The sequence below is a fragment of the Methylobacterium sp. ME121 genome (assembly GCF_000974725.1).
GTDB classification, from domain to species: domain Bacteria; phylum Pseudomonadota; class Alphaproteobacteria; order Rhizobiales; family Beijerinckiaceae; genus Methylobacterium; species Methylobacterium radiotolerans.
Genome location: NZ_BBUX01000016.1, coordinates 42,196 through 65,450, shown reverse-complemented (window position 1 = coordinate 65,450; position 23,255 = coordinate 42,196). Strand labels below are relative to the sequence as shown.

18 protein-coding genes are annotated in these 23,255 nt (G+C 72.7%); 12 read left to right on the top strand and 6 right to left on the bottom strand.

Going from position 1 to position 23,255, the window contains the following annotated elements; all coding sequences use genetic code 11:
• Window positions 1–2: 2 nt before the first annotated feature.
• Window positions 3–794 (bottom strand): VOC family protein, encoded by a 792-nt coding sequence (locus ME121_RS13120; RefSeq protein WP_012329927.1) that lies wholly within the window; start codon window positions 792–794, stop codon window positions 3–5.
• Between the two features lie 99 nt (window positions 795–893).
• Between ME121_RS13120 and ME121_RS13115 the strand changes: the two genes are divergently transcribed.
• Window positions 894–1,586, top strand: coding sequence for a winged helix-turn-helix transcriptional regulator (locus ME121_RS13115; protein WP_059408968.1), 693 nt, complete (start codon window positions 894–896; stop codon window positions 1,584–1,586).
• Window positions 1,587–1,724: 138 nt separating this feature from the next.
• Here the strand turns inward: ME121_RS13115 and ME121_RS13110 are convergent, their stop codons facing one another.
• The 3 genes from ME121_RS13110 to ME121_RS13100 all read right to left on the bottom strand — a co-directional run bounded on the left by ME121_RS13110 (window position 1,725) and on the right by ME121_RS13100 (window position 6,985).
• Window positions 1,725–3,764, bottom strand: a complete 2,040-nt coding sequence (locus tag ME121_RS13110; RefSeq protein WP_053621545.1) for a YgiQ family radical SAM protein — start codon at window positions 3,762–3,764, stop codon at window positions 1,725–1,727.
• A 137-nt stretch (window positions 3,765–3,901) separates the two neighbouring features.
• A complete protein-coding gene (locus tag ME121_RS13105) occupies window positions 3,902–6,220 on the bottom strand; it encodes a CHASE domain-containing protein (RefSeq protein ID WP_029357828.1) in 2,319 nt (772 codons plus the stop codon).
• Between the two features lie 132 nt (window positions 6,221–6,352).
• On the bottom strand, window positions 6,353–6,985 hold the full coding sequence (locus ME121_RS13100) for a phospholipase A2 family protein (protein ID WP_012329923.1): 633 nt from the start codon (window positions 6,983–6,985) through the stop codon (window positions 6,353–6,355).
• A gap of 257 nt (window positions 6,986–7,242) precedes the next feature.
• Here ME121_RS13100 and ME121_RS13095 point away from each other — a divergent pair, with 257 nt between their 5' ends.
• The gene (locus tag ME121_RS13095; RefSeq protein ID WP_059408967.1) at window positions 7,243–7,488 is read left to right on the top strand and encodes a hypothetical protein; all 246 of its coding nucleotides are present in this window, start codon (window positions 7,243–7,245) and stop codon (window positions 7,486–7,488) included.
• A 26-nt stretch (window positions 7,489–7,514) separates the two neighbouring features.
• On the opposite strand, the gene bhcR is transcribed toward ME121_RS13095, so the two are convergent.
• Window positions 7,515–8,363, bottom strand: a complete 849-nt coding sequence (gene bhcR / locus ME121_RS13090) for an HTH-type transcriptional regulator BhcR (RefSeq protein ID WP_012329921.1) — start codon at window positions 8,361–8,363, stop codon at window positions 7,515–7,517.
• Between the two features lie 187 nt (window positions 8,364–8,550).
• Here bhcR and bhcA point away from each other — a divergent pair, with 187 nt between their 5' ends.
• The 4 genes from bhcA (at window position 8,551) to bhcD (ending at window position 13,020) form a co-directional block, all read left to right on the top strand.
• Window positions 8,551–9,741, top strand: a complete 1,191-nt coding sequence (bhcA, locus tag ME121_RS13085; RefSeq protein ID WP_012329920.1) for an L-aspartate--glyoxylate aminotransferase BhcA — start codon at window positions 8,551–8,553, stop codon at window positions 9,739–9,741.
• A gap of 11 nt (window positions 9,742–9,752) precedes the next feature.
• On the top strand, window positions 9,753–10,712 hold the full coding sequence (gene bhcB / locus ME121_RS13080) for a beta-hydroxyaspartate dehydratase BhcB (RefSeq protein WP_029357832.1): 960 nt from the start codon (window positions 9,753–9,755) through the stop codon (window positions 10,710–10,712).
• Between the two features lie 34 nt (window positions 10,713–10,746).
• Entirely contained in the window at window positions 10,747–11,904 is a 1,158-nt protein-coding gene (gene bhcC, locus ME121_RS13075) for a 3-hydroxy-D-aspartate aldolase BhcC (RefSeq protein WP_059408982.1), read from the top strand.
• Between the two features lie 150 nt (window positions 11,905–12,054).
• Window positions 12,055–13,020, top strand: a complete 966-nt coding sequence (gene bhcD, locus ME121_RS13070) for an iminosuccinate reductase BhcD (RefSeq protein WP_059408966.1) — start codon at window positions 12,055–12,057, stop codon at window positions 13,018–13,020.
• Window positions 13,021–13,231: 211 nt separating this feature from the next.
• On the opposite strand, the gene ME121_RS13065 is transcribed toward bhcD, so the two are convergent.
• Window positions 13,232–14,590 (bottom strand): 8-oxoguanine deaminase, encoded by a 1,359-nt coding sequence (locus ME121_RS13065; protein WP_059408965.1) that lies wholly within the window; start codon window positions 14,588–14,590, stop codon window positions 13,232–13,234.
• A gap of 440 nt (window positions 14,591–15,030) precedes the next feature.
• Between ME121_RS13065 and ME121_RS13060 the strand changes: the two genes are divergently transcribed.
• From ME121_RS13060 to ME121_RS13035, 6 genes are all read left to right on the top strand, one after another.
• Entirely contained in the window at window positions 15,031–16,422 is a 1,392-nt protein-coding gene (locus ME121_RS13060) for a nucleobase:cation symporter-2 family protein (RefSeq protein WP_059408964.1), read from the top strand.
• Between the two features lie 12 nt (window positions 16,423–16,434).
• Window positions 16,435–19,272 carry a xanthine dehydrogenase family protein molybdopterin-binding subunit gene (locus ME121_RS13055; RefSeq protein WP_059408963.1) on the top strand — a complete coding sequence of 946 codons (2,838 nt, stop codon included), beginning with the start codon at window positions 16,435–16,437 and terminating at the stop codon, window positions 19,270–19,272.
• Complete coding sequence (locus tag ME121_RS13050; protein WP_012329913.1) at window positions 19,269–19,814, top strand: (2Fe-2S)-binding protein; 546 nt, start codon at window positions 19,269–19,271, stop codon at window positions 19,812–19,814. The genes ME121_RS13055 and ME121_RS13050 overlap by 4 nt, the downstream gene beginning before the upstream one ends.
• Before the next feature lie 8 nt (window positions 19,815–19,822).
• Window positions 19,823–21,151 (top strand): cytochrome c, encoded by a 1,329-nt coding sequence (locus ME121_RS13045; protein ID WP_059408962.1) that lies wholly within the window; start codon window positions 19,823–19,825, stop codon window positions 21,149–21,151.
• Window positions 21,152–21,176: 25 nt separating this feature from the next.
• A complete protein-coding gene (locus ME121_RS13040) occupies window positions 21,177–22,193 on the top strand; it encodes a hypothetical protein (protein WP_089231010.1) in 1,017 nt (338 codons plus the stop codon).
• A gap of 128 nt (window positions 22,194–22,321) precedes the next feature.
• Window positions 22,322–23,251: a LysR family transcriptional regulator gene (locus tag ME121_RS13035; protein ID WP_024827474.1), complete on the top strand. Its 930-nt coding sequence runs from the start codon at window positions 22,322–22,324 to the stop codon at window positions 23,249–23,251.
• Window positions 23,252–23,255 lie beyond the last annotated feature (4 nt).

Here is a 23,255-nt window from a genome sequence, read left to right as displayed (position 1 = left end):
CCTCACGACGCGTGCCGCGGGCCGGCGAGGCCGAGCCGGTTGCCCGCGGGATCGGCGATGTTGGCCGCGTAGCTGCCACCGGGGATCGGGTCCGGCCCCTGGAGGACCGTGCCGCCCAGATCCCGGACAGTCGCGAGCGCGCCGTCGATGTCGGCCACGTGGACGTACCAGTTCCACCGGGCCGGCGCGCCGGTGGCCGCGCTCGACATCACCGCGCCGGGGCGCAGGTCGCCCCGCCCGATGAAGGCGTACTCGCCCATGTCGCCCATCGGCATGGCCCCGAGCTTCTCCCAGCCGAAGAGCGCGCCGTAGAAGGCGAGGGCCGCCGCGGGATCGGGAGTGGCGAGCTCGATCCAGACGCCGTGGCCGCGGGTCCGCTCCGTGCCGAGGGGCACCGGCCCGAAGGCCCGGCTCGCGCCGGGATTGGCCGGATCCATCACGGCGAAGATCACGCCCTGCGGGTCGCTCACCATGGCGAAGCGGCCGACATGGGGGATGTCGACGGGTCCGAACGGGACCGCGCCACCGAGTTCGACCGCGCGGGCCGCCACGGCGTCGACGTCCCGCGTCGCGAGGTAGATCGCCCAGCCGGGAAGGCCGGGCGCCTCGGGCATCGACCGGCGGATCCCGGCCACGGGCACCCCGTCGGCCTCCGCGATCCGGTAGCCGCCGTGCTCGGGCATCGGCGACGGCGCGACGCGCCAGCCCGCGACCGCCTCGTAGAAGGCCTGTGCGGCGTCCGGGTCGGTTCCGTTCAGCTCGAACCAGATGGGTGTCCCCTCGGCGGGTGGCATCGGGCGCTCCTCCGTGACAATCGGCGCTACGGCCGCTCCGCGGCGCCCCCTCCGGCCCCGCTTTGCCCAGGCTCGCACTCTCGGTTACACAAAGCAACCATGAAGTCAGAAAAAGCAACTGTTTCGGCGTCCGGGCCGCGCGAGCGCGTCTACGACGACGCCTGCGGCACGGCCCTCGCGCTGGAGTTCATCGGCGAGCGCTGGTCGCTGCTGATCATGCGCGAACTGGTCTACGGCCCGCGCCGCTTCGGCGAGATCCGGGCGAACCTGCCGGGGATCAGCGCGAACGTGCTGACGCAGCGGCTCGAGAGCCTGGAGGCTGCGGGCATCGTCCTGCGCTACCGGCTGCCGTCGCCGGCCAACGTGCAGGTCTACGATCTCACCGACTGGGGCCGCGACGCCGCGCCCCTGATGCGCGACCTGGGCCGCTGGGCCGCCCGCTCGCCGCGGCACGACCCGAGCCTGTTCATGTCGGCGGCCTCGGCCATGATGTCGCTCCAGGCCCTGGTCGATCGCGGGCGCGCGGCGGCGCTGTCGGCGACGGTCGCGTTCCACTTCCCCGGCGAGGATTTCGTCGCGACGGTCGCCGGCGGCGAGATCCGCGTGCGCCGGGGCGTCGCGGAGGCGCCCGACCTCGCCTTCACCGGCGACACGCTGGCGCTGCGCCGCACGATCTACGGCAAGGCGCCCCTGGACCGGGACGGCGCCGGCGGCACGCTCGCCGTCGCGGGGGCGGTCGACCTGGCGCGGTCCTTCATCGACCTCTTCACCCTGCCGGCCAAGGCGGGCTGAGGCGCCCCTCGCGCGGGCGCGACGGCCTCCTCGAACGGGCGGACCAGCCCGGGATCGCACCGGGCCGCGCTCAGGGGCGCCGGCCAGCGCGGGTCGGGGCCGGTTCGGCGCTCACCATGACCCGACGCGCCGGACCCGTCACTTGCGCAGCGGCACGCCCTTCGTGGTGAAGCGCTGACCGCCCGGACGGTACACGGGTCGCGGCTGGCCGCCCGAGCGGCCCGCGCCGGCCCCGGTTCCCGGCGGCTGCGAGAACGGCACGAGCTGGTCCGGCCGCGGCCCGATGAGATCGGCGCGGCCCATCTCCCGCAGGGCCTCGCGCAGCAGCGGCCAGTTCTCGGGGTCGTGGTAGCGCAGGAACGCCTTGTGCAGCCGTCGCTGGCGCAGCCCCTTGATCGCCTCGACCGGCTCGCTGCCGCCGCGGCGCACGCCCCGCAGGGGGTTGATCTCGGTGTGGTACATCGCCGTGGCGGTCGCCATCGGCGAGGGCAGGAACGTCTGGACCTGGTCGGCGCGGTAGTTGTTCTTCTTGAGCCAGAGCGCGAGGTGCATCATGTCCTCGTCGGTCGTGCCCGGATGCGCCGCGATGAAGTACGGGATCAGGTAGTACTTCTTCCCCGCCTCCTTGGCGGCGGCGTCGAACATCTCCTTGAAGCGGTCGTAGGTGCCGATCCCCGGCTTCATCATCTTGTCGAGGGGGCCGCGCTCGGTGTGCTCGGGCGCGATCTTCAGGCGGCCGCCGACGTGGTGGGTGACGAGCTCCTTGATGTATTCGGGGCTCTTCACCGCGAGATCGTAGCGCACGCCCGAGGCGACCATCACCTTCTTGACGCCCTTCACCTCGCGGACCTTGCGGTAGAGCCGGATCAGGTCGTCGTGCGACGTGTTCAGGTTCGGGCAGACGTCCGGGAAGACGCAGGAGGGCAGCCGGCACGCCGCCTCGATCTTCGGGTCCTTGCAGGCCATCCGGTACATGTTGGCGGTCGGGCCCCCGACATCCGAGATCACGCCCGTGAAGCCCGGGGTCTTGTCGCGGATCCGCTCGATCTCGCGCAGGATCGAGCCCTCCGAGCGGTTCTGGATGACGCGGCCCTCGTGCTCGGTGATCGAGCAGAAGGTGCAGCCGCCGAAGCAGCCGCGCATGATCGTCACCGAGAACTTGATCATGTCCCAGGCGGGGATCTTCGCGTCGCCGTAGGACGGGTGGGGCGCGCGGGCGTAGGGGAGGTCGTAGACCGCGTCCATCTCGTCGCTGGTCAGCGGGATCGGGGGCGGGTTGAGCCACAGGTCGCGGTCGCCGTGGCGCTGGACGAGGGGGCGCGCGTTGCCGGGATTGGCCTCCCGGTGCAGGACGCGCGAGGCGCGGGCGTAGGCCTCCTTGTCGTCCTTGACCTGCTCGTAGGCGGGCAGCCGGATCACGGTCTCGCCCGGCCGGCGGGTCGCGGCCTCGTCCGTCGAGTCGAGGTCGTCGGCGGGCAGCTCGGTGTAGTGGGTGGGCACGCGGCGGAACAGGGCGACGCCCCGGATCGCGTCGAGCTGGTGCGGCGCCTCGCCGGCCGCGAGGCGGTTCGCCACCTCGACCACGGCGCGCTCGGCGTTGCCGTAGATCAGCAGGTCCGCCTTGGCGTCCGCCAGGATCGAGCGGCGCACCTTGTCGGACCAGTAATCGTAGTGCGCGATGCGCCGCAGCGACGCCTCGATGCCGCCGAGCACGACCGGCACGTCCTTGAAGGCCTCGCGGCAGCGCTGCGTGTAGACGATGGTGCAGCGGTCCGGGCGCCTTCCGCCCTCGCCGCCGGCCGTGTAGGCGTCGTCGTGGCGCAGCCGCCGGTCCGCCGTGTAGCGGTTCACCATCGAATCGAGGTTGCCGCCGGTGACGCCGAAGAACAGGTTCGGCTTGCCGAGCGCCTTGAACGGCTCCGCCGAGTGCCAGTCGGGCTGCGCGATGATGCCGACCCGGAAGCCCTGCGACTCGAGCAGCCGGCCGATGATGGCCATGCCGAAGCTCGGGTGGTCCACGTAGGCGTCACCCGTCACCAGCACGATGTCGCAGGACTCCCACCCGAGGGCCGCCATCTCGGCGCGGCTCATCGGCAGGAACGGCGCCGCAGGCCCGCGCGGCGACGGCGTGCGGACGGGGGGCGCCAGGGGGCGGTCGGCGGTCGCTTGCAGTTCCATGATGCCCCTGCATAGGCCTCCGGGGCCGCGATCTCAACGAATGGCAGGGCGGCGATGGCCGCGGCCGTGCCGCCGGAGGGCGCCCTGCGCCGATCCGGCGCAGGGCGGGAGCGCCCGCGGGCCGCCGCCAGGGCCGGTCAGGTTCCGCGCGCGATCATCTCGCGGATGCGGGCGGCCAGGGCCTCCACGGCGAACGGCTTGGTCAGCACAGCCATGCCGGACTCGAGACGCCCGTCGCCCGGCAGCGCCGACTCGGCGAAGCCGGTGATGAACAGCACCTTCAGGTCCGGTCGGCCGACGCGCGCGGCGTCCGCCATCTGGCGCCCGTTCATGCCGCCGGGCAGACCGACATCCGTGACGAGTAGGTCGATCCGCGCGCCCGACTGCAGCACGCTGAGCCCGCCGGCGCCGTCCGCCGCCTCGATCGCCGTGTAGCCGAGGTCGCTCAGCACGTCCGTCACCAGCATGCGCACCGTCGGCTCGTCGTCCACGATCAGCACGGTCTCGCCCGCCTCGGCCGGCGCCATCCGGCCTCTGCCCGGGTCGGGCCCGTCCGCGTCCGCCTCGCCGAAATGCCGCGGCAGGTAGATGCACACATTCGTGCCCTGGCCGACCGTCGAGTTGATCCGGACCTGTCCGCCCGACTGCTTGGCGAAGCCGTAGATCATCGACAGGCCGAGGCCGGTGCCCTCGCCCATCGGCTTGGTGGTGAAGAACGGATCGAACGCCCGGGCGACGACCGCCGGCGGCATGCCGGTGCCGGTATCTGACACGCACAGCGACAGGTACGGCCCCTCCGGCATGTCCTGCGCCTCGGCCCGCTGCCGGTCGATCCAGCAATTGTCCGTCTCGATGGTGATCCGGCCGCCCTCCGGCATCGCGTCCCGCGCGTTGATGCAGAGGTTCAGGAGCGCGTTCTCCAGCTGGGACGGGTCCGCCAGGACGGTCCAGAGCCCGTCCGCCCCGACGTGCCGCACCTCGACGCTCGGCCCGACCGTGCGCTGGATCAGGTCGAGCATCCCGCGGACGAGCCGGTCGGCGTCGATGGCCTTGGGCGCCAGCGTCTGGCGGCGCGAGAACGCGAGCAGGCGGTGGGTCAGGGCCGCGGCCCGCCGGGCGGCCCCCTGGGCGGCGGCGATGTACTTGCCGACATCCTTCGACCGGCCCTGGGCGATGCGGGCCTCGATGAGCTCCAGCGAGCCCGAGATGCCCGCCAGCAGGTTGTTGAAGTCGTGCGCCAGCCCGCCGGTGAGCTGGCCCACCGCCTCCATCTTCTGCGACTGGCGCAGCGCCTCCTCCATGCGCGCCCGCTCCTCCCCGGCCTGCCGCAGACGGTCGGCCGCCGCCCGGAGATCGCGCGTCCGCTCCTCGACGCGGGCCTCCAGCGACGCGTTGAGCTGGCGGATCTCGTCCTGCGTGCGGCGCTGCCGGTAGGCCGCGAGGGCCAGCAGCGCGGTGGCGAACAGGCCCCCGCCGCAGACGAGCCAGATCTCCGGCAGCGCCGAGCCGCGCCGGGGCGAGACGCGCTGCGCGAACGCGACGGTCCAGGTGCGGCCGCCGAGCTCGAGATGCGCCTCGCGGGTCAGGCGCCCCGCCCCGGCGGCGGGGACCCGCGCGGACCGGTGCAGCAGGTTCGCCTCGCTCGGCGCGCCGTCGTAGATGGCGAAGGCCGCGTCCTCCTCGGCCTCGGCCGCCACGATGCTGTTGAACAGGTCGTCGGCCCGGAAGGCGCCGAACACGAAGCCCAGGAAGCGCCGGCGCCGGTCTTCGAGGTCGGGCGGCACGGCGCCGCCGGCATAGACCGGCATGGCCACGAGGAAGCCCGCCTGCTTGTTCGCGTCGATCTCCTGCACGAGCTGGATCCGCGCCGAGGCGGCCGGCCGGCCGGTGTCCCGGGCGCGCTCGACCATGTCGCGCCGCACCGGGTCGGACATCACGTCGTAGCCGATGGCGGCGAGGTTGCGCGGGTTCGGCGGCTCGGCGAACAGGACCGGGCTGATCATCGGGTTGTCGGTGGGCGGCCGCACCCGGAACTTCTCGACGCCCAGCGCCTCGGCGCGCGCGGCGAAGGTCTCCCGCGCCGAGGCGGGCAGGGTCGGCGTGAAGCCGATGCCGAGGAAGCCGGGATAGAGGCGCTGCAGCTCGATCCGCTGCACGTAGGCCCGGAACTGGGCCAGCGTGACGGTGTCGTCCTCGGCGGCGAACAGGCCGGCGGCGCCGCGCAGGAGGGCCGTGTAGGTGCGGAACTGGTCCTCGACGGTGCGCAGCTCGATCTCGGTGGCGTGCTCGAAGGTCAGGCGCTCGCGCAGCGCCGCCGCCTGCCACGTGAGGGCGGTGCTGACCCCGGTCGCGAGCAGGCCGGCGGCCAGGATCGCGGGCGCGATCCACCGCGCCGCGCCCGCCCCCCGGCGGGCCGCGCTCGCATCAGGACCCTGCGATGAGGAGAGGTGGGGCAAAGGGCGAGACCGGACTTCGACAGCGGCCCGTCAAAGCAGGCATGCGCCGGGATGCAAGCCCATGGTGGCGTCACCGGGGCGGATTCGCGCGCCGCGGCAGCCCCCGCGACGGCCGCCGGCCACGCGCGGCTCTCAGGGCGCGCGGCACGCCATCGCGGTCGCGGCCTCGATCACGCTCAGCGCCCGGCGCCGCACCTCCAGCGCCGCGTTCGGGCTGTCCGAGACGGCGGAGGCCTCGCGCTTCAGCGCCGCGTCGCAGGCGCACGAGCGGTACCCCGCCGTGTCGTAGCAGGCGTCGTGGCGCATGCACGCCGCATCGAGGGCGTCGGTCGGCGGCAGCCCCTCGCCGCGCTGCCCCGTGCCGCAGTAATTGCCGTGGAACAGCTCCTTGCCGGCGATGACCCGGCCCAGGTCGCCCTTCGGCGGTGCCGGCGCCTCGGCCCGGCCGCTCGGGTTGAGGTCGTTGGCCGGCCCGCCCGCCTTCGACCCGGAGGAGCGCAGGGCCTTCGGGATGCCGGAGCGCTCGCCCGGCTCGTTCAGGGCCTCGCCGGCCCGGCCGTTCGGGTCGGAGATGTCCGGGAGCGGCGGGGGCGGTCCCGGGCGGGGCTCGCCCGGCTCGACGGTGGCGGCGGGCAGGCCCCGGACGTCCTGCACGTCTTGCTGGACGCTCTGGACACGTTGAGGATCGCGGACATCCTGCGCCCTGGACGGGTGCGGGCAGGCGACGAGCAGCAGCCCGAGCGTTGCGAGGAGAGACGGTCTCACGGTTGGCCCCCGATTCAGCGGCCCCTCAACTCGAAGCTCGGCTTTCCCGTTCCGGAATTTCGTCCACCCCGGTTACGGGGCCCTGTACGCGCGTCGCGCGGCCGGGGGCGGCACCGGGCTGTTCGGTGCCGTGCGCGGGCGCACGGGTGTCTGGCTGGCGGGTCGGGCCGCGTGTTGGACCGCGGGGTGGCCGATCCCACATCTCGAGGAACGCGGCCGGGCTGATCCCGGCGACAGATCTGAGCTGGACCGCCGCCATGACCTCTCGTCTACTGATCGGCGCCCTGATCGGGATCGGCCTGTCCGGGCCCGCCCTGGCGCAGAGCTTCACGGCCCCCGCCGGCATCCCGGCCGTCACGGCTCCCGGGGGCCTCCAGGGCCGCGCGGCGGTCGCGGATCCGCGCACGGCGCCGGACGGGCGCGCCGGTATTCTCGACGCCGGCGGCAGACGCCCGCCGACGGTCGGAATCGCCGATCCGCGCCGCCCGCATCGCGGCCGCTAGGGCGCTCCGCGCCGGAGCCCCACTGGTCAGTCCCGGCCGGGCTCGTCCGGCGCCTCGGTCGTCGCGGCGGGCGCGCCGAGGGCGCGCGAGACCGCGGCGGCGCCTCTCCGCACCCGCTCGCCGATCGCGCGCAGCTTCTCGTCGGACAGCCGGTGCGTCGGCCCCGACACCGAGATCCCCGCGATGGCCTCACCGTGGACGTTGAGGATCGGGGCGGCGACGCAGCGCATCCCGATGCTCCGCTCCTCGTCGTCGATCGCGTAACCCCGGCGTCGGGTCGCCTCGACGTCGTCGCGCAGCTGGTCCAGCGAGCCGATGGTCTTGTCGGTGAAGCGCGCGAAGGTCCTCCCCCGGAACAGGCGCTCGGTCCGGGCCGGCGCGTAGGTGCTCAGCAGCGCCTTCCCGATGCCCGACGCGTGCAGCGGCGACAGGGATCCCGGCGGGAAGAAGGCGCGGATCGTCTCGTGGGTCTCCACCTGGCTGACGAACAGGACGTTGCCGTCCTTCTCGACACCGAGATTGGAGGTCTCGCCGGTCTCCTGCATCAGCGTCCACATCATCGACCGGCTCCGCTCGACGACGTTGTGGCGGCGCAGGAAGGCCGATCCGAGCCGGTAGGCCTCCGCACCGACGTGCCACTCCTGCTTGTCGGCGCTGATCTCGACGAGTCCGCGGCGCTCGAGCGTCGCGAGGACCCGGTGCATGGTCGCGACGGATTGCTCGAGCCTCCCGGCCAGTTCGGAGAGCGTCAGCCCGTCGCCGCCCGCCAGAACGTCGAGGACATCGAGGGCGCGGTCGAGCGCCTGGATGGTCGCCGTGGGCTTGGCGCCGCCGAACCCTTTCGGCCGCCCGCGCCGCCGGTTTCCCGTATCCATGGCGTCCTCGCCCCTCCCGGTCCCCGCCTTCCGTAGAGTGGAAAATTTTTTCTCTCAACGGAAAAAGATAAGCCTCTGCCGCGACGTGCGTTTTCACGGCCGACGCTTTAATGAAAAAGTTTTTCAAAAAAATATCAATGTGGCGGGGGCGGTGCTATCGTCCGCGTATTGGAGGAGAGCGCCGCCGATGTTCGCACAGAATCCCGTCTTCATTCCCGGCCCGACCAATATGCCGGAAGTGCTTCGTCGCGCGGCCGACATGCCGACGCTGGATCATCGCTCGCCGCTGTTCGCGCAGATCCTCCACCCGGCGCTCGCCGGCGTGAAGACGGTGCTGAAGAGCCAGGACGCCGAAGTGTTCGTCTTCCCGTCGACGGCGACCGGCGGGTGGGAGACCGCGCTCTCCAACACGCTCAGCGCCGGCGACGCTGTGCTGGCCGCCCGCCACGGCATGTTCAGCCATCGCTGGATCGACATGACCCGCCGCCACGGCCTCGATGTCCGGGTGATCGAGGCCCCCTGGGGGGAGGGTCTTCCGGCGGACCGCTTCGCCGAGGCCCTCGCGGCCGACACGGCGCACCGCATCCGGGCCGTGCTCGTCACGCACAACGAGACGGCGACCGGCGTCCGCTCGGACGTCGCCGCCGTGCGGCGCGCCCTCGATGCCAGCGGCCACCCGGCCCTGCTGCTGGTCGACGGCGTCAGCTCGATCGCCTCCATGGATTTCCGCATGGATGAGTGGGGCGTCGATGTCGCCGTCACCGGCTCGCAGAAGGGCTTCATGCTGCCCGCGGGCCTCGCCATCGTGGCCTTCTCGCCGAGGGCCATGGCCGCCACCGCGACGGCCACGCTGCCGCGGACCTATTTCGACGTCCGCGACATGGCGAAGGGCTACCCGAACGGCGCCTACCCCTACACGCCGGCGGTCGGCCTCCTGAACGGCCTGAAGCTGTCGACGGAACTGCTCCTGGCCGAGGGGCTCGACAACGTCTTCGCCCGGCACCGCCGCATCGCCGACGGCATCCGCGCCGCCGTCGCCGCCTGGGGCCTGGAGCTGTGCGCCGCGCGCCCGGACCTCTACTCGGACACGGTGAGCGCGATCTGCGCCCCGGAGGGCTTCGACGCCACGCGGATCGTCACCCACGCGGCGCGCCACTACGACGTCGCTTTCGGGGTGGGGCTCGGCGAAGTGGCCGGGAAGGTCTTCCGCATCGGCCATCTCGGCAGCCTGACGGACGTGATGGCGCTGTCGGGGATCGCCGCGGCCGAGATGGCGATGGCTGATCTCGGCCTGCGCATCGAGCTGGGATCGGGGGTCGCGGCCGCGCAGGCGGTGTACCGCCGCGCCCCGGCCGCCGGCCTGCGCGCGGCCGCCTGAGGGGGAGCGCCATGGAAAGCGCCCTGATCACGCCCACCCTCGACGACGTTCTGGCTGCCCACGCGCGCATCCGGCCGCACATCCACGAGACACCGGTCCTGACCTCGCGGCTCCTCGACGAGGCGGCCTGCGCGCAGCTGTTCTTCAAGTGCGAGAACCTGCAGAAGGCCGGCGCCTTCAAGGCGCGGGGTGCCTCCAACGCCGTCTTCAGCCTCACGGACGCGCAGGCCGCCCGGGGCGTGGCGACCCACTCGTCGGGCAACCACGGCACCTGCCTGTCCTACGCGGCGGGCCGGCGCGGCATCCCCTGCACGGTGGTGATGCCGCGCACCGCGCCCCAGGCGAAGAAGGACGCCGTGCGCGGCTACGGCGGCCGGGTGGTGGAGTGCGAGCCGTCCACCTCCTCCCGCGAGGCCGTCTTCGCCGAGGTCGTCGCCGAGACCGGCGCGGAGTTCGTGCACCCCTACAACGATCCCCGGGTCATCGCCGGGCAGGCGACCTGCGCCCGCGAGCTGATCGCGCAGGTCCCCGATCTCGACGCGGTGATCGCCCCGATCGGCGGCGGCGGCATGGTGTCGGGCACCTGCCTGACCCTGGCCGGGCTCGCCCCGCACATCGCCGTCTACGCGGCCGAGCCCGAGCAGGCGGACGACGCCCATCGCAGCCTGAAGGCCGGGCGGATCATCGCGGACGACGCGCCGGTGACGGTCGCCGACGGGCTGAAGGTGCCGCTGAAGGACCTCACGTGGCACTTCGTCCGCCACCACGTCGCCGACATCCTCACGGTCTCCGAGGCCGAGATCGTCGCGGCGATGCAGCTGATCTGGAAGCGGCTGAAGATCGTCACGGAGCCGTCGAGCGCCGTCGCCCTGGCGGCGGTGCTCAAGAACCGCCCCGTCTTCGCGAACAAGCGGGTGGGCGTGATCATCACGGGCGGGAACGTCGACCTCGACGCGCTGCCCTGGCAATAATGGGAGGCTTACAATGCAGCTGAACGCCCGGCTCATGAACGCCCGGACGGCCGATCTCGAAGTCGGCTTCGACGTCCCGGCGCTGCCCGGCATGCGCGAGGACGAGATCCAGACGCCCTGCCTGATCCTCGATCTCGACGCGCTGGAAAGCAACATCCGCAAGATGGGCGACTACGCCAGGGCGCACGGGATGCGCCACCGCGCCCACGGCAAGATGCACAAGTCCGTGGACATCCTGAAGCTCCAGCAGAGCCTCGGCGGCGCCTGCGGCGTCTGCTGCCAGAAGGTCTCGGAGGCGGAGGTCTTCGCCCGCGCGGGCATCACCGACATCCTCGTCTCGAACCAGGTGCGCGACCCGGGCAAGATCGATCGGCTGGCGCGGCTGCCGCGCCACGGCGCCCGCATCATCGTCTGCCTCGACGACGTGGCGAACGTCGCCGAACTCTCGGCGGCGGCGCAGAGGCACGGCACGCAGCTCGACTGCTTCGTCGAGATCGATTGCGGCGCCGGCCGCTGCGGCGTGCGGACGACGCCCGAGGTGGTGGCGATCGCCCAGGCCGTCCAAGCCGCGCCGAACCTGCGCTTCGCGGGGCTCCAGGCCTACCAGGGCGCCATGCAGCACATCGACGGCTACGAGGAACGGCGCGCCAAGCTCGACGCGGCCATCGCCCAGGTGCGCGACGCCGTCGCGGCGCTGAACCGGGTGGGACTCGAGCCGGAACTCGTCAGCGGCGGCGGCACCGGCAGCTACTATTTCGAGGCCGGATCCGGCGTCTACAACGAGCTGCAATGCGGCAGCTACGCGTTCATGGACGCCGATTACGGGCGCATCCGCGACCGGGACGGCAACCGCATCGACGCGGGCGAGTGGCAGAACGCCCTGTTCATCCTCACCAGCGTGATGAGCCACGCCAAGGCCGACAAGGCGATCTGCGACGCGGGCCTGAAGGTCCAGTCGGTCGATTCCGGCCTGCCCTTCGTCTTCGGCCGCGACGACGTGACGTACATCAAGTGCTCGGACGAGCACGGGGTGATCGAGGATCCCGAAGGCAGGCTGAAGGTCAACGACCGTCTGCGCCTCGTCCCCGGCCACTGCGATCCGACCTGCAACGTCCACGACTGGTACGTCGGCGTGCGCAACGGCCGGGTCGAGACGCTCTGGCCGGTCTCGGCCCGCGGCAAGGCCTACTGACTCGCGCTGCACACACTCCGTCGCTGCGGGCGCAGCGCGGCGATCCGGGGACGCGCCGCGCCTGAAAAGGGCCCGCTGCCCTGGGGCGCCTAGCTCCGCCCGCGATGACGGAGGCGATACGACGGCTCACGAACCGAGGAGACATCCGCGATGATCATCGTTCCCGAGCACGCGATCGACGGGCTGCTGACCGAGGCGGAGTGCTTCGGCGCCGTCGAGCAGGTCTTCGCCTCCATGGCGCGGCGGCGGGCCGGGAACTTCCCGGTCGTCCGGGAAGCCATCGGCCACGCCGACGCGATCTACGGCTTCAAGTCCGGCTTCGACCGGGACAGCCTCGCGCTCGGGCTCAAGGCCGGCGGCTTCTGGCCCGGCAACGCCGCGAAGGGCCTGACCAACCACCAGTCGACGGTGTTCCTGTTCGACGCCGATACCGGGCGCTGCCGGGCCGTGGTGGGGGGCAACCTCCTCACGGCGCTCCGCACCGCCGCGGCCTGCGCCATCTCCATCCGGCACCTCGCTCGCGAGGGCGCGCGCGTGCTCGGCATGATCGGCGCGGGCCACCAGTCGGCGTTCCAGCTGCGCGCGGCGCTGGCGCAGCGGCCGTTCGAGCGGGTCCTCGCGTGGAACCTGCATCCCGGCATGTTCGGCCGGATGGAGGCGGTGGCGCGGGAGCGCGGCGTGCCGTTCGAGGTGGTGGACCTCGACCGCCTCGGCGCCGAGGCCGACGTCGTCGTGACGATCACGTCCTCCTTCGCGCCGATCCTGAAGGCCGCGCAGGTCCGGCCGGGCACGCACGTCGCCTGCATGGGGACGGACACGCGCGGCAAGCAGGAGGTGGAGGCCGAACTGCTCGCCGCCGCGACGGTGTTCACCGACGAGGTCGCGCAGTCGGTCAGCCTCGGCGAGGCGCAGCACGCCGTCGCGCGGGGGCTCCTCGCCGCGGATTCCATCGTGGAGATCGGCGCGGTGATCAACGGCGATCATCCGGGCCGCGTGTCGGACGCCGAGATCACGGTCTTCGACGGAACCGGGGTCGGACTGCAGGACCTCGCGGTCGCCGCGGTGGCCGTCGACCGTGCTCTGGCGAAGGGGCTGGCGACCGAGGTGGGTTTCTGACCGGCTCGACGGGCGCCGCCCACGGGTGAGGGGCCCGGTTCTGTCTCCGCTCTGCGGATGGCGATGATCATATCTCCAGCGGATCGCGACGCTGATGCGGGAGCGCGACGCCCCCCCCGTGCGCTAGTGGGGACCCGCGCCCGATCGTGAAGTCGCGCTGCCGAACCCGATGTCTGGATCCGCGAGTCCCTGTGCGGGGGAGGGGCGCGGCCTACGCCTCGTCTCGCACCAGGGCCGCCGCGAGGGCGTTGTGGCGGGCGGCCAGCGCCTTCGTGTCGAGGGTGGTCAGGCGGCCCTCGCGGACCACGATCTTCCCGTTGATGACGCTCCAGGCTACCGTCTGCGGCGCGCAGAAGGTGAGGGCGGCGACGGGGTCGTGCAGCGCCCCCGCCATGCCGAGACCCCGCAGGTCGAAGGCGACGATGTCGGCCGCCATGCCGGGGGCCAGCGCGCCGATATCGTCCCGGTTCAGCACCTTCGCGCCGCCGAGCGTCGCGATCTCCAGCGCCTCGCGGGCCGTCATGGCCGCCGGTCCGGAGCCGACGCGGGCGAGCAGCATGGCCTGCCTCGCCTCGCCCAGCATGTGCGACCCGTCGTTGGAGGCCGAGCCGTCGACGCCGAGCCCGACCGGAACGCCCTCGCACCGCATCTGCCGGATGGGCGCGATGCCCGAGGCCAGGCGCATGTTGGAGCACGGGCAGTGCGCCACCCCGGTCCCGGTCCGGCCGAACAGCGCGATGCCGGCGCGGTCGAGCTTGACGCAGTGGGCGTGCCACACGTCGGGGCCCGTCCAGCCCAGGTCGGCGGCGTACGCCGCCGGCGTCATCCCGAATTTTTCCAGGCTGTAGCGGACGTCGTCGTCGTTCTCAGCGAGGTGGGTGTGGAGCGAGACGCCGTAGTGCCGGGCCAGTTCGGCGGCGTCGCGCATCAGGCCGCGGCTCACCGAGAACGGTGAGCAGGGCGCCACCACGATCCGGCGCATGGCGAAGCGCTCCGGATCGTGCCAGCGCTCGATCAGACGGCGCGTGTCGGCGAGGATCGCCGCCTCGTCCTCGACCACCGAGTCCGGCGGCAGACCGCCCGCGCTCTCCCCGACGCTCATCGCGCCGCGGGCGGCGTGGAAGCGCATGCCGATCTCCTCGGCGCCCTCGATGGAATCGTCGAGCCGGCAGCCGTTCGGGTAGATGTAGAGGTGGTCGCTCGACGTGGTGCAGCCCGAGAGGATCAGCTCCGCCATCGCGGTCTGCGTCGAGACGCGGATCATCTCCGGCGTGAGCCGGGCCCAGATCGGGTAGAGCGCCTTCAGCCAGCCGAACAGCTCGGCGTCCTGCGCGGCCGGCACCGCGCGGGTGAGCGTCTGGTACATGTGGTGGTGGGTGTTCACGAGGCCCGGCAGCACTGCGTGGCCGCGCATGTCGAGGACGGTATCGGCCCGCTGCGGCACCTCGGCGGCGGGGCCGACGGCGACGATGCGGTTGTCCTCCACGTAGACCGCGCCGCCGGGGATCTCCCGGCGCTGCGCATCCATCGTCACCAGGATATCGGCGTTCGTCAGCAGCAGGGAGGTCATCGCGTCTCTCCGGGTGCGCCCTGGAGGCCGCGCCGGATGGGCCGCGCCGCCTCCTCACGGCCAGATGCCGCCCTCTGGCGGCAGGAACGCCGTGCCGGGCGCACCGTCTCGGGGCCGTCAGCGGGCCGCAGCATACGGCAGCAGCCACCGGCCGCCTTGGCGATTTTTCGCAAACTGCTTCCGAAATCCCGGCATGGCATTCGCGGCCAGCCATGCAAGGTTTGAGAGCCAGCCAAGTCGGCAGCGCATGACCCCGGAGCGGCCGCCGAGAGCCCGCTCCCCCGCCCCCGGGCGTGCCGCCACGGCCCGCCCTGCGACTGGCCCCACACCCGCTCCTGGCGGCCCGGACCCGGAAGAGGTCCGGCCACCGCTGCCGGGTCCCTGACGACACCATCGCGGGACGACGCCTCGACAGGTCCCGGCTGGCGGAGGACACGCCCATGACGTCTCACGACAGGACAACGCGCGAGGTGGACGCGGTCGACGCGATCCCGCCGCTTCCCAAGCTCCTCGCCTACGGCATGCAGCACGTGCTCGTGATGAGCGCGGGGGCGGTGGCGCCGCCGCTCATCCTCGGCGCGGCGATGAACCTGCCGACCGAGACGGTCGCCTACCTCATCAACTGCGACCTGCTGGTGACGGGCATCGCGATCCTGATCCAGTCCCTTGGCCTGGGGATCTTCGGCATCCGCCTGCCGGTCATCATGGGCGTCAGCTTCGCGGCGGTCGGCCCGATGGTGGCGATGGCGCAGGACCCGACCATCGGCCTGCCGGGCATCTTCGGCGCGACCATCGGGGCGGGGGTGTTCGGGCTGCTGCTCCGGCCGTTCTTCTCCAGGCTCGCGAGCTTCTTCCCGCCGCTGGTGACCGGCACGGTCATCCTGATCATCGGCGTCACGCTGCTGCCGGTCGGGATCAACTGGGCGGGCGGCGGCTTCGGCGCCCCCGATTTCGGCGCACCGGTCCATCTCGGCGTCGCGGCCTTCGTCCTGGCGGTGATCCTGGTGGTCAGCCGCTTCGCCACCGGCTTCGCCGCCAACGTCGCCGTGCTGATCGGCCTCGTCGCGGGCCTGTGCCTCGCCTGGCCGCTCGGCCTGTTCCGCCTCGACGGGCTGGCCGAGCGCCCGCTGCTCGCCCTCGTCGCGCCGTTCCACTTCGGCTGGCCCACCTTCCACCTCACGGCCGTGGCGGCGATGTGCATCGTCATGATGGTCACGCTGGTCGAGTCGACCGGCATGTTCCTGGCGGTGGGCGAAATCGTCGGGCGCCCGGTGGACAAGCGGACCCTGACCCGCGGCCTGATGGCCGACTCGCTCTCGACGCTGATCGCGGGCTGCCTCAACACCTTCCCGCACACCTCGTTCTCGCAGAACGTCGGCCTCGTGAACATGACGCGGGTGCGCAGCCGCTACGTCACGGTCGCGGCGGGCTTCATCATCCTGGGCGTCAGCCTCCTGCCCAAGGTCGCCTTCGCGGTGGCGTCGATCCCGCCGGCCGTGCTCGGCGGCGCCGGCATCGTCATCTTCGGCATGGTCGCGGCGGCGGGGCTCAAGATCGTGAGCGGCGCCGATCTCGGGGACCGCCGCAACCAGATCGTCGTCGCGGTCAGCATCGGCCTGAGCCTCATCCCGATGGCGGCGCCGAAGCTCTTCGCCGCCACGGCGCCGGACTGGGCCGGGCCGATCCTGCACAGCGGGATCACCCTCGGCGCCATCGGCGCGATCGTCCTGAACCTGCTGCTGAACTCGGACCGTCTCGGTGCCGGGGCCGAGCACCGCGCCGCCGACGCGGAGCCCGACTTCGCGCACGCGGCCGTCCTGGACCGGGCCTGAAGGGGAGACGTCATGTCGACCGAGACCATCGGGGCGCTCTCGCGGCGCCACTTCCTGAAGGCCGGCGCGGCGGCGAGCGTCGCCGTGAAGGTCTCCTTCCTGGCGCCCCCGGCCCGGGCGCAGCTCGCCGAGACCGGCCTGTCCGCCGGCTCCCCGTGGACCGCGCCGGGTCGGCCCCGCTACCGCCTCGACGCCGTCGCCAAGGTCACGGGCGCCAAGACCTTCTCCCGCGACTACCGGGCCCGCGACCTCGCCGGCTGGCCCGACGGCCAAGCCCACGCCTTCCTCGTCGCCGCGACCCGCGCCGACCGCCGCTTCACCGGCCTCGACCTGTCGCGGCTCCCGGCCTCCCTGCAGCCGGACCGGATCGTCCGGCACGATGACCTGGTGGCGGACGGGGTCTCGGTCCCGCACGCCGACTTCTTCGGCGACTGGTTCCTCGTGCCCCAGGGCGAGACGCCGCGGCTGCTGGGGCAGCCGGTGGCGATCCTGATCTACGACGACTTCCCGCGCTTCGCCGCGGCCAAGCGCGCCCTGCGCTTCGCCGACGACGTCGTGCGGTACGGCGCGGAGACCGGTCCCAGGCCGCCAGCCCATTACGGCGCCTCGCGCTGGGTGCGGATCGAGGGCGACGCGCCGGACGCGCCCGACCGGTTCTCGCCGTTCGAGCAGTCCCCGATCTTCGCCGGCTTCTCCGGCGACGAGCCCGCCTGGCCGGAAGCCGGCGACGACGGCCCCTTCGCCAGGGGTATGGCGGCGGCGGCCGCCATCGCCGCCGAGATCGACGGCGCCGGCGCGGACGCCCTGGTGATGCGGCGGACCTACCGGTCGCAGTCGACGGACGCCTCGGCCATGGAGGCCGACAACGGCAACGTCTGGTACGATCCGGCCACCGGCACGCTGCGCCTGATGATGGCGACGCAGTCGCCCTACGACGTCGCCGAGGCCGCCGCCGCGCTGGTCTCGAAGTCCCGGTTCCCGCTCAGGGAGGTCGATCTCAAGGTCGGCTACACGGTCGGGTACGGGACGAAGGACCACCACATCTTCCCGTTCCTCTGCGTCGTGGCCGCCCTCTACGCGGGCGGCCGGCCGGTGCGCCTCGCCAACGACCGGTTCGAGCAGTTCCAGAACGGGCTGAAGCGCCACGCCTTCCGCATGGACACCGTCCTGCTGGTGGATCGGGCCAGCGGCCGGTTCCGGGCCATGACCGGGCGCTTCGCCTGCGACGGCGGCGGGCGCCCCAACTACTCCGTCGCGGTCTCCTTCGTCGGCGCCACCGCGGCGCAGTCGATCTACTACCTGCCGAAGAGCGACTTCCAGGCGATCGCCCTGGCCTCGCGGGCCGTGGAGGCCGGATCGACCCGGGGCTTCGGCACGCTCCAGACCATGTCGGCCACCGAGATGATGGTCGACGAGGCGGCGGCGCTCCTGGACATCGACGCGATCGACCTGCGCCTGCGCAACGTGCTCCGCTCCGGCCAGCGCAACAGCCAGGGCGCGGTCCCGGCCGGGGCGCTGCGCAACGCGGAGATCCTGACGAAGGCCGCCGCGCACCCCCTCTGGCGGGACCGGGCGGCGCGCAAGGCCGCCTACGAGGCCGCCCATCCCGGCCGCCGCTACGGCGTCGGCTTCGCGCAGGTGCACAAGGATTACGGCACGGGCGCCGAGGCGGCGGTCGCCTCGCTGGAGCTCGACCCGCGGGGCCGCCTGAGCCTGCGCCACGTCGCCCACGAGATGGGCCCGGGCGTCACCACCTCGCAGGCGGTCATGGTGGCCGAGATCCTCGGCCGGGTCCCCGGCGAGACCGCGTTCGGCATGGTGCGCTGGCCCGAGATGCCCCTCGAGACCTCCGACCAGCCCTACACGACGTCCCAGGAGGAGGAGGACCGCCGGGCGCAGAACCCCCGCTGGACGCCGCGCTTCACCTCGCCGATGAGTGCGACCAACTCGGCCTACTACCTCGGCCACGCCACCCGGACGGCCGCGCGGTTCCTCGTCGACCACGCCGTCTGGCCCGCCGCCCGCGCACTCTGGGCGCGGGGCGGCGGCGGCGGGGCGCTGACCTCCTACCACGTGGTCGCCCGCGAGGACCTGCGGCTGGTGGACGGGCAAGTGCTGGGCGGCGGCCTCCCGCCGCTGTCGCTGGAGGAGGTGGCCGCCGAGGCGCACCGGCTCGGGCTGCCGGTCGGCGTGACCCTCCACACCTTCAACCGCTGGCAATGGGCCGAGGCCGAGTTCGACCTGCCCGGAACGGGCCGGACGCGCCTGCCGATCGACGCCCTATCGGTGCGCTACGGCGCCGGGGCCCCGCCCGAGCGCCGCGCCCTGATGGCGGATGCGGGCTGGCACTTCGTGCCCCGGGCGGCGGTCTTCTACCCGCCGACCCAGCGCAACAATGTCGGCACGACCTACTACGCGCCGATGGCCACCCTGGCGGAGGTCGCGGTCGACACCGCCAGCGGCGACGTGACGATCCTGTCCCACCACTCGATCCTCGAGTGCGGCCGCCAGATCGTGCCCGCGCTGGTCTCCGGCCAGGTGCAGGGCGGCCTCGCCATGGGGATCGGCCACGCCCTCAAGGAGGTGCTGCCCCTCTACGAGGACGGCCCCGGCGACGGCACGTGGAACTGGAACCGCTACGAGCTCCCCCGCGCCAGCGACGTGGCCCCGTGGAACCAGACGGTGGAGATCCTGCCGCCGCTCTCCGAGACCGACCCGCCCAAGGGCATCGCCGAGGTCGTGATGATCGCCGTCGTCCCGGCGCTGGCCAACGCCGTCGCGCACGCGATCGGCCACCGCTTCCACGAACTCCCCATCCGGCCCGAGCGCATCCGCGAGGCACTGGCATGAGCGCCGCCATCGAGATCAAGGACCTCTCGCTCCGCGTGAACGGCGCGGCGGTCGGTCCGATCCCCGTCCCCGTCGGCACGAGCCTGCTCGACGTCCTGCACGAGTGGCTGGGCCTCACCGGCAGCCGCATGGGCTGCGGGCAGGGCATCTGCCACGCCTGCACGGTGATGCTGGAGGAGGCGGCCGGCCCGCGGGAGATGCGCGCCTGCATCACCGGCGCCCACTGGTTCGAGGGGCGCAGCATCCGCACCGTCGAGGGCCATGCCCGCACCGCGCCGGACGGCACCGTCGTGCTCTCGCCGGTCCAGCAGGCCTTCATCGAGAACTTCGCGTTCCAGTGCGGCTACTGCACGCCGGGCTTCGTCACCGGGGCGAGCGTGCTGATCGAGCGCCTGCGGCGCGAGCCGATCCGCCGCGACGAGGTCGAGCGGGTCGTCACCGAGGCGCTCGACCGCCACATCTGCCGCTGCACCGGCTACGTCCGCTACCATCAGGCGGTGCGCGACCTCGTGCTGGCGACCCCCGGTCTGGTGACCGCCTGAGGCGCGCCGTGCGGATCCCGTCCCTCACCACCCCCGCCCGGCGCGTCGGCGCCGGGCTCGCTGCGGCCCTCGCGGTCGCCGTCTCGGCGGCCGGCCTCGTCGCCTCCGGCACCCTGGAGCGCAGCGTCGTCGGCCGCGACGTCGAGACCCCGCTGAGCGCTGAGGCCCTGCGCGGCCTCGCCCCCCGCGGCGCCGAGGTCGCCGCCGCGGCCGACTGCTTCGCCTGCCACACCGCCCGGGGCGGCGCGCCCTGGGCGGGGGGACTGCCCCTGGAGACGCCCTTCGGCACGATCCACGCCACCAACATCTCGCCGAGCCCGCAGGGCATCGGCGGCTGGAGCCGCGCCGACTTCCACCGGGCCCTGCGCGACGGGATCGCGCCGGGCGGCCGCCACCTCTACCCGGCGATGCCCTACACGTCGTATCGCGGCCTGACGCCGGAGGATGTCGACGGGCTCTACGCCTACCTGATGACCCGCGCGCCGGTCGCGGTGGAGAACAGGGCCAACACCCTCGCCTTCCCGTTCGACCAGCGCTGGACCCTGGCGGCCTGGAACCTCCTGAGCCTGCCGGCCACGGTCGCCGCGCCCGATCCGGGCCGCTCCCCCCTGTGGAACCGGGGCCGCTACGTCGCCGACGCCCTCGGCCATTGCGGCGAGTGCCACACGCCGCGCACCGTGATCCAGGCCCTGCGCGCCGACGCCGTCTATCGCGGCGCCACGATCGAGGGCGTCGAGGCGCCCGACATCACGCCGGCGGGCCTCGCGCGGATGGGCTTCACCCCGCACGGGCTCGTCGGGTTCATGCGCACGGGCCTCTCGGCCCAGGGCGGCGCGACGCACCAGATGTTCGACGTCGTGCATTTCTCGACGCAGCACATGGACGAGGCCGACCTCGCGGCGCTCTCCGCCTACCTGTTCGACCGCGACGCCCTGCCGGCCGAGCCCGAGACGCCCGTCGCCGCCACCCCCGCGGCGATCCCCGCGGCGGTCGCGGCCCGCGGACGGGCCAGCTACGCCGGCCTCTGCGCCGGCTGCCACGGCGGGGCGGGGGAGGGGATCCCCCACGTCTCGGTGCCGCTGCGGACGAACGCCGCGATGCGGGTCGCGGGCGCGGGCGGCCTCCTGCGGGCGATCCTCGCTGGGCTCCCGGCGCAGCGCTTCCCGGGCAACGAGCGCATGGAGGCCATGCCGCCCTTCGCCGCCCTGATCGACGACGCGGCGCTCGCCGACCTCGCGACCTGGATGCGGGCCGAATGGGGCGGGCAGGGGCGGGCGGTCACGCCGGACGAGGTCGCGCGCCAGCGCGCGGGTTTGCGGGCCGACGCTTCGAACTGAAGGCGGCCGGGAGGAGGGGGTGGACATGACCATGGCTTGTCGGATCGCGGCCGCGCTGCTGCCGCTCGGGATGACGTGCGCGGCGGGGGCGCAGGACCTCGGGACGGCCTCCTCGGCGCCGGTGGCGCCCGAGGCCACGACGGTGGTGGAGGACGGCCCGTTCTTCCTCTTCGCCGACACCCAGATCAGCTACCGCTACCAGTTCCCCACCGTCTCGCCGGGCGTCCAGATCCAGCGCCCCGACGGCAGCTTCGTCTCCCGCGAGGCGCCCAAGCAGATCCTGAACATCTCCCACGCCGATGCCTGGGCCTATGGGACGAACTTCTTCTCCCTCGACATCCTCAAGTCCGGATCCCAGTTCCCGGCCGGCACCACCAACGCGCCGGGCTCCGTCGCCGCCCCGTTCTTCGCCGATTACGGCAACACCGAAGCCTACGGGCTGTACCGCGGCACGCTGAGCCTCAACGCGCTCACGGGCACGAAGGCCTTCACCGTTCCCGGCCTCGTCAAGGAGGTGTCCCTCGCCTTCGGCTTCGACGCCAACGCCCAGAACGACGCCTTCGGCTCGAAGAAGCGCGACATCGTCGGCGGCCTGAACTTCGCCTTCGACGTGCCGGCGGGCTTTCTCAACCTCTCCGTGCAAGCCTACAAGGAATGGAACCGGAACGGGTTCAATCTCCAGCCGGACCGCGACCAGAGCTTCGACACGGTTCCGGAATTCGAACTGGTCTACAGCTTTCCCCTGACCTTCACGGGGCTGCCGCTCAGCCTCGTCGGCTTCAACAACATCGTGCTGCCGAAGGGGCGCGGCGTCCGCAACCCGGCCGCCTTCGCCTTCAACCCGCCCCGCGGGCTCGAAGTCCTGTCGCGCACCAATCTCGTACTCGACCTCGGCAAGCTCGTCTACGATCGGCCCAACCGGGTCGATGTCTTCGTCGGCTTCCAGTACTGGCACAACAAGTTCGGGAACGTCGAGACCGCGACCTTCAAGGGCACCGAGGAGAAGAGCTTCCTCGCCGGGGTCGCCTTCCACGTGTTCTGAGGGACGGCGCGGTCGGGCCCCTTGCCGAGCCGCCGCAGCCCTCGCGGCCGGGAGATGACCGGCGCGTGTCCGAACGCGCCCGGGAAATTTCGTTGACAGCTTCCGGATGCGTCTGAAGATCTCGACGCATGATGTCCCTTGAGAGCATCCGCATCTTCTTACGCTCGGCGGAGACGGGGAGCTTCTCGGCGGCCGGCCGCTCGCTCCGGTTGTCACCGTCGGTGGTGAGCTACCGGATCCAGACCCTGGAGGAGCATCTCGGCTGCCTGCTGCTGACCCGCACGACGCGGCGCATGAGCCTCACGGAGGCCGGCCGGATCTTCTACGACCGCTGCCTCGACATCACCGCGGCGGTGGAGCAGGCGGAGAAGAGCGTCGAGACCGCGGGCGCGGTGCCCCGCGGGGTGCTGAAGGTGACGGCGCCGCTCGGTCTGGGCCGCCGGGTCATCGCGCCGCTCGTGCCGCGCTTCCGCGCCCGCCACGGCGAGACCGATCTCCGCCTGCGCCTGTCGGAGCACCTCCTCGACCTCGTCCAGGAGGCGGTCGACGTCGCGATCCGCCTGTCGCAGATGCGCGACTCCACCTTCACCCTGCGCAAGGTCGCGGAGATCGACCGGGTGCTGTGCGCGGCGCCGGCCTACCTGGCCGAGCACCCCGCGCCCGCCGAGCCGGCGGACCTGCTGCAGCACGACTGCCTGCTGCTGCGCTATCCCGGCTCCGAGCAGTTCCGCTGGACCCTGGTGGACGGGCAGGAGACCGTGACCCTGCCGGTCGCGGGGCATATCGATGCCGACGACGGCGACACGCTCACCGCCTGGGCGCTCGCGGGCGAGGGCATCGTCCTGAAGCCGCTGTTCGAGGTCGCGGCGCACCTCGCCGAGGGCCGGCTCGTGCAGGTCCTGGAGCACACCCCGCCGACCAGCGTGACGCTCGGCCTGCTCTACCCGTCCCGCAAGATGCTGTCGGCCCGGACCAAGACCTTCGTCGACATGACGCACGAGGCGCTGCGCCAGCACGTGAGCGAGCAACTCGCCCTGGTCGGCGCCCGGGCGGTCTGACGCG

What these genes read in the sequence shown, in the direction of transcription:
- ME121_RS13040 (WP_089231010.1), top strand. Translation starts at nt 21,177, where the DNA reads ATGACCATGGCTTGTCGGATCGCGGCCGCGCTGCTGCCGCTCGGGATG.
- ME121_RS13065 (WP_059408965.1), bottom strand. Translation starts at nt 14,590, where the DNA reads ATGACCTCCCTGCTGCTGACGAACGCCGATATCCTGGTGACGATGGAT.
- bhcA (WP_012329920.1), top strand. Translation starts at nt 8,551, where the DNA reads ATGTTCGCACAGAATCCCGTCTTCATTCCCGGCCCGACCAATATGCCG.
- bhcC (WP_059408982.1), top strand. Translation starts at nt 10,747, where the DNA reads ATGAACGCCCGGACGGCCGATCTCGAAGTCGGCTTCGACGTCCCGGCG.
- bhcB (WP_029357832.1), top strand. Translation starts at nt 9,753, where the DNA reads ATGGAAAGCGCCCTGATCACGCCCACCCTCGACGACGTTCTGGCTGCC.
- bhcR (WP_012329921.1), bottom strand. Translation starts at nt 8,363, where the DNA reads ATGGATACGGGAAACCGGCGGCGCGGGCGGCCGAAAGGGTTCGGCGGC.
- ME121_RS13095 (WP_059408967.1), top strand. Translation starts at nt 7,243, where the DNA reads ATGACCTCTCGTCTACTGATCGGCGCCCTGATCGGGATCGGCCTGTCC.
- ME121_RS13035 (WP_024827474.1), top strand. Translation starts at nt 22,322, where the DNA reads ATGATGTCCCTTGAGAGCATCCGCATCTTCTTACGCTCGGCGGAGACG.
- ME121_RS13120 (WP_012329927.1), bottom strand. Translation starts at nt 794, where the DNA reads ATGCCACCCGCCGAGGGGACACCCATCTGGTTCGAGCTGAACGGAACC.
- bhcD (WP_059408966.1), top strand. Translation starts at nt 12,055, where the DNA reads ATGATCATCGTTCCCGAGCACGCGATCGACGGGCTGCTGACCGAGGCG.
- ME121_RS13050 (WP_012329913.1), top strand. Translation starts at nt 19,269, where the DNA reads ATGAGCGCCGCCATCGAGATCAAGGACCTCTCGCTCCGCGTGAACGGC.
- ME121_RS13110 (WP_053621545.1), bottom strand. Translation starts at nt 3,764, where the DNA reads ATGGAACTGCAAGCGACCGCCGACCGCCCCCTGGCGCCCCCCGTCCGC.
- ME121_RS13055 (WP_059408963.1), top strand. Translation starts at nt 16,435, where the DNA reads ATGTCGACCGAGACCATCGGGGCGCTCTCGCGGCGCCACTTCCTGAAG.
- ME121_RS13115 (WP_059408968.1), top strand. Translation starts at nt 894, where the DNA reads ATGAAGTCAGAAAAAGCAACTGTTTCGGCGTCCGGGCCGCGCGAGCGC.
- ME121_RS13060 (WP_059408964.1), top strand. Translation starts at nt 15,031, where the DNA reads ATGACGTCTCACGACAGGACAACGCGCGAGGTGGACGCGGTCGACGCG.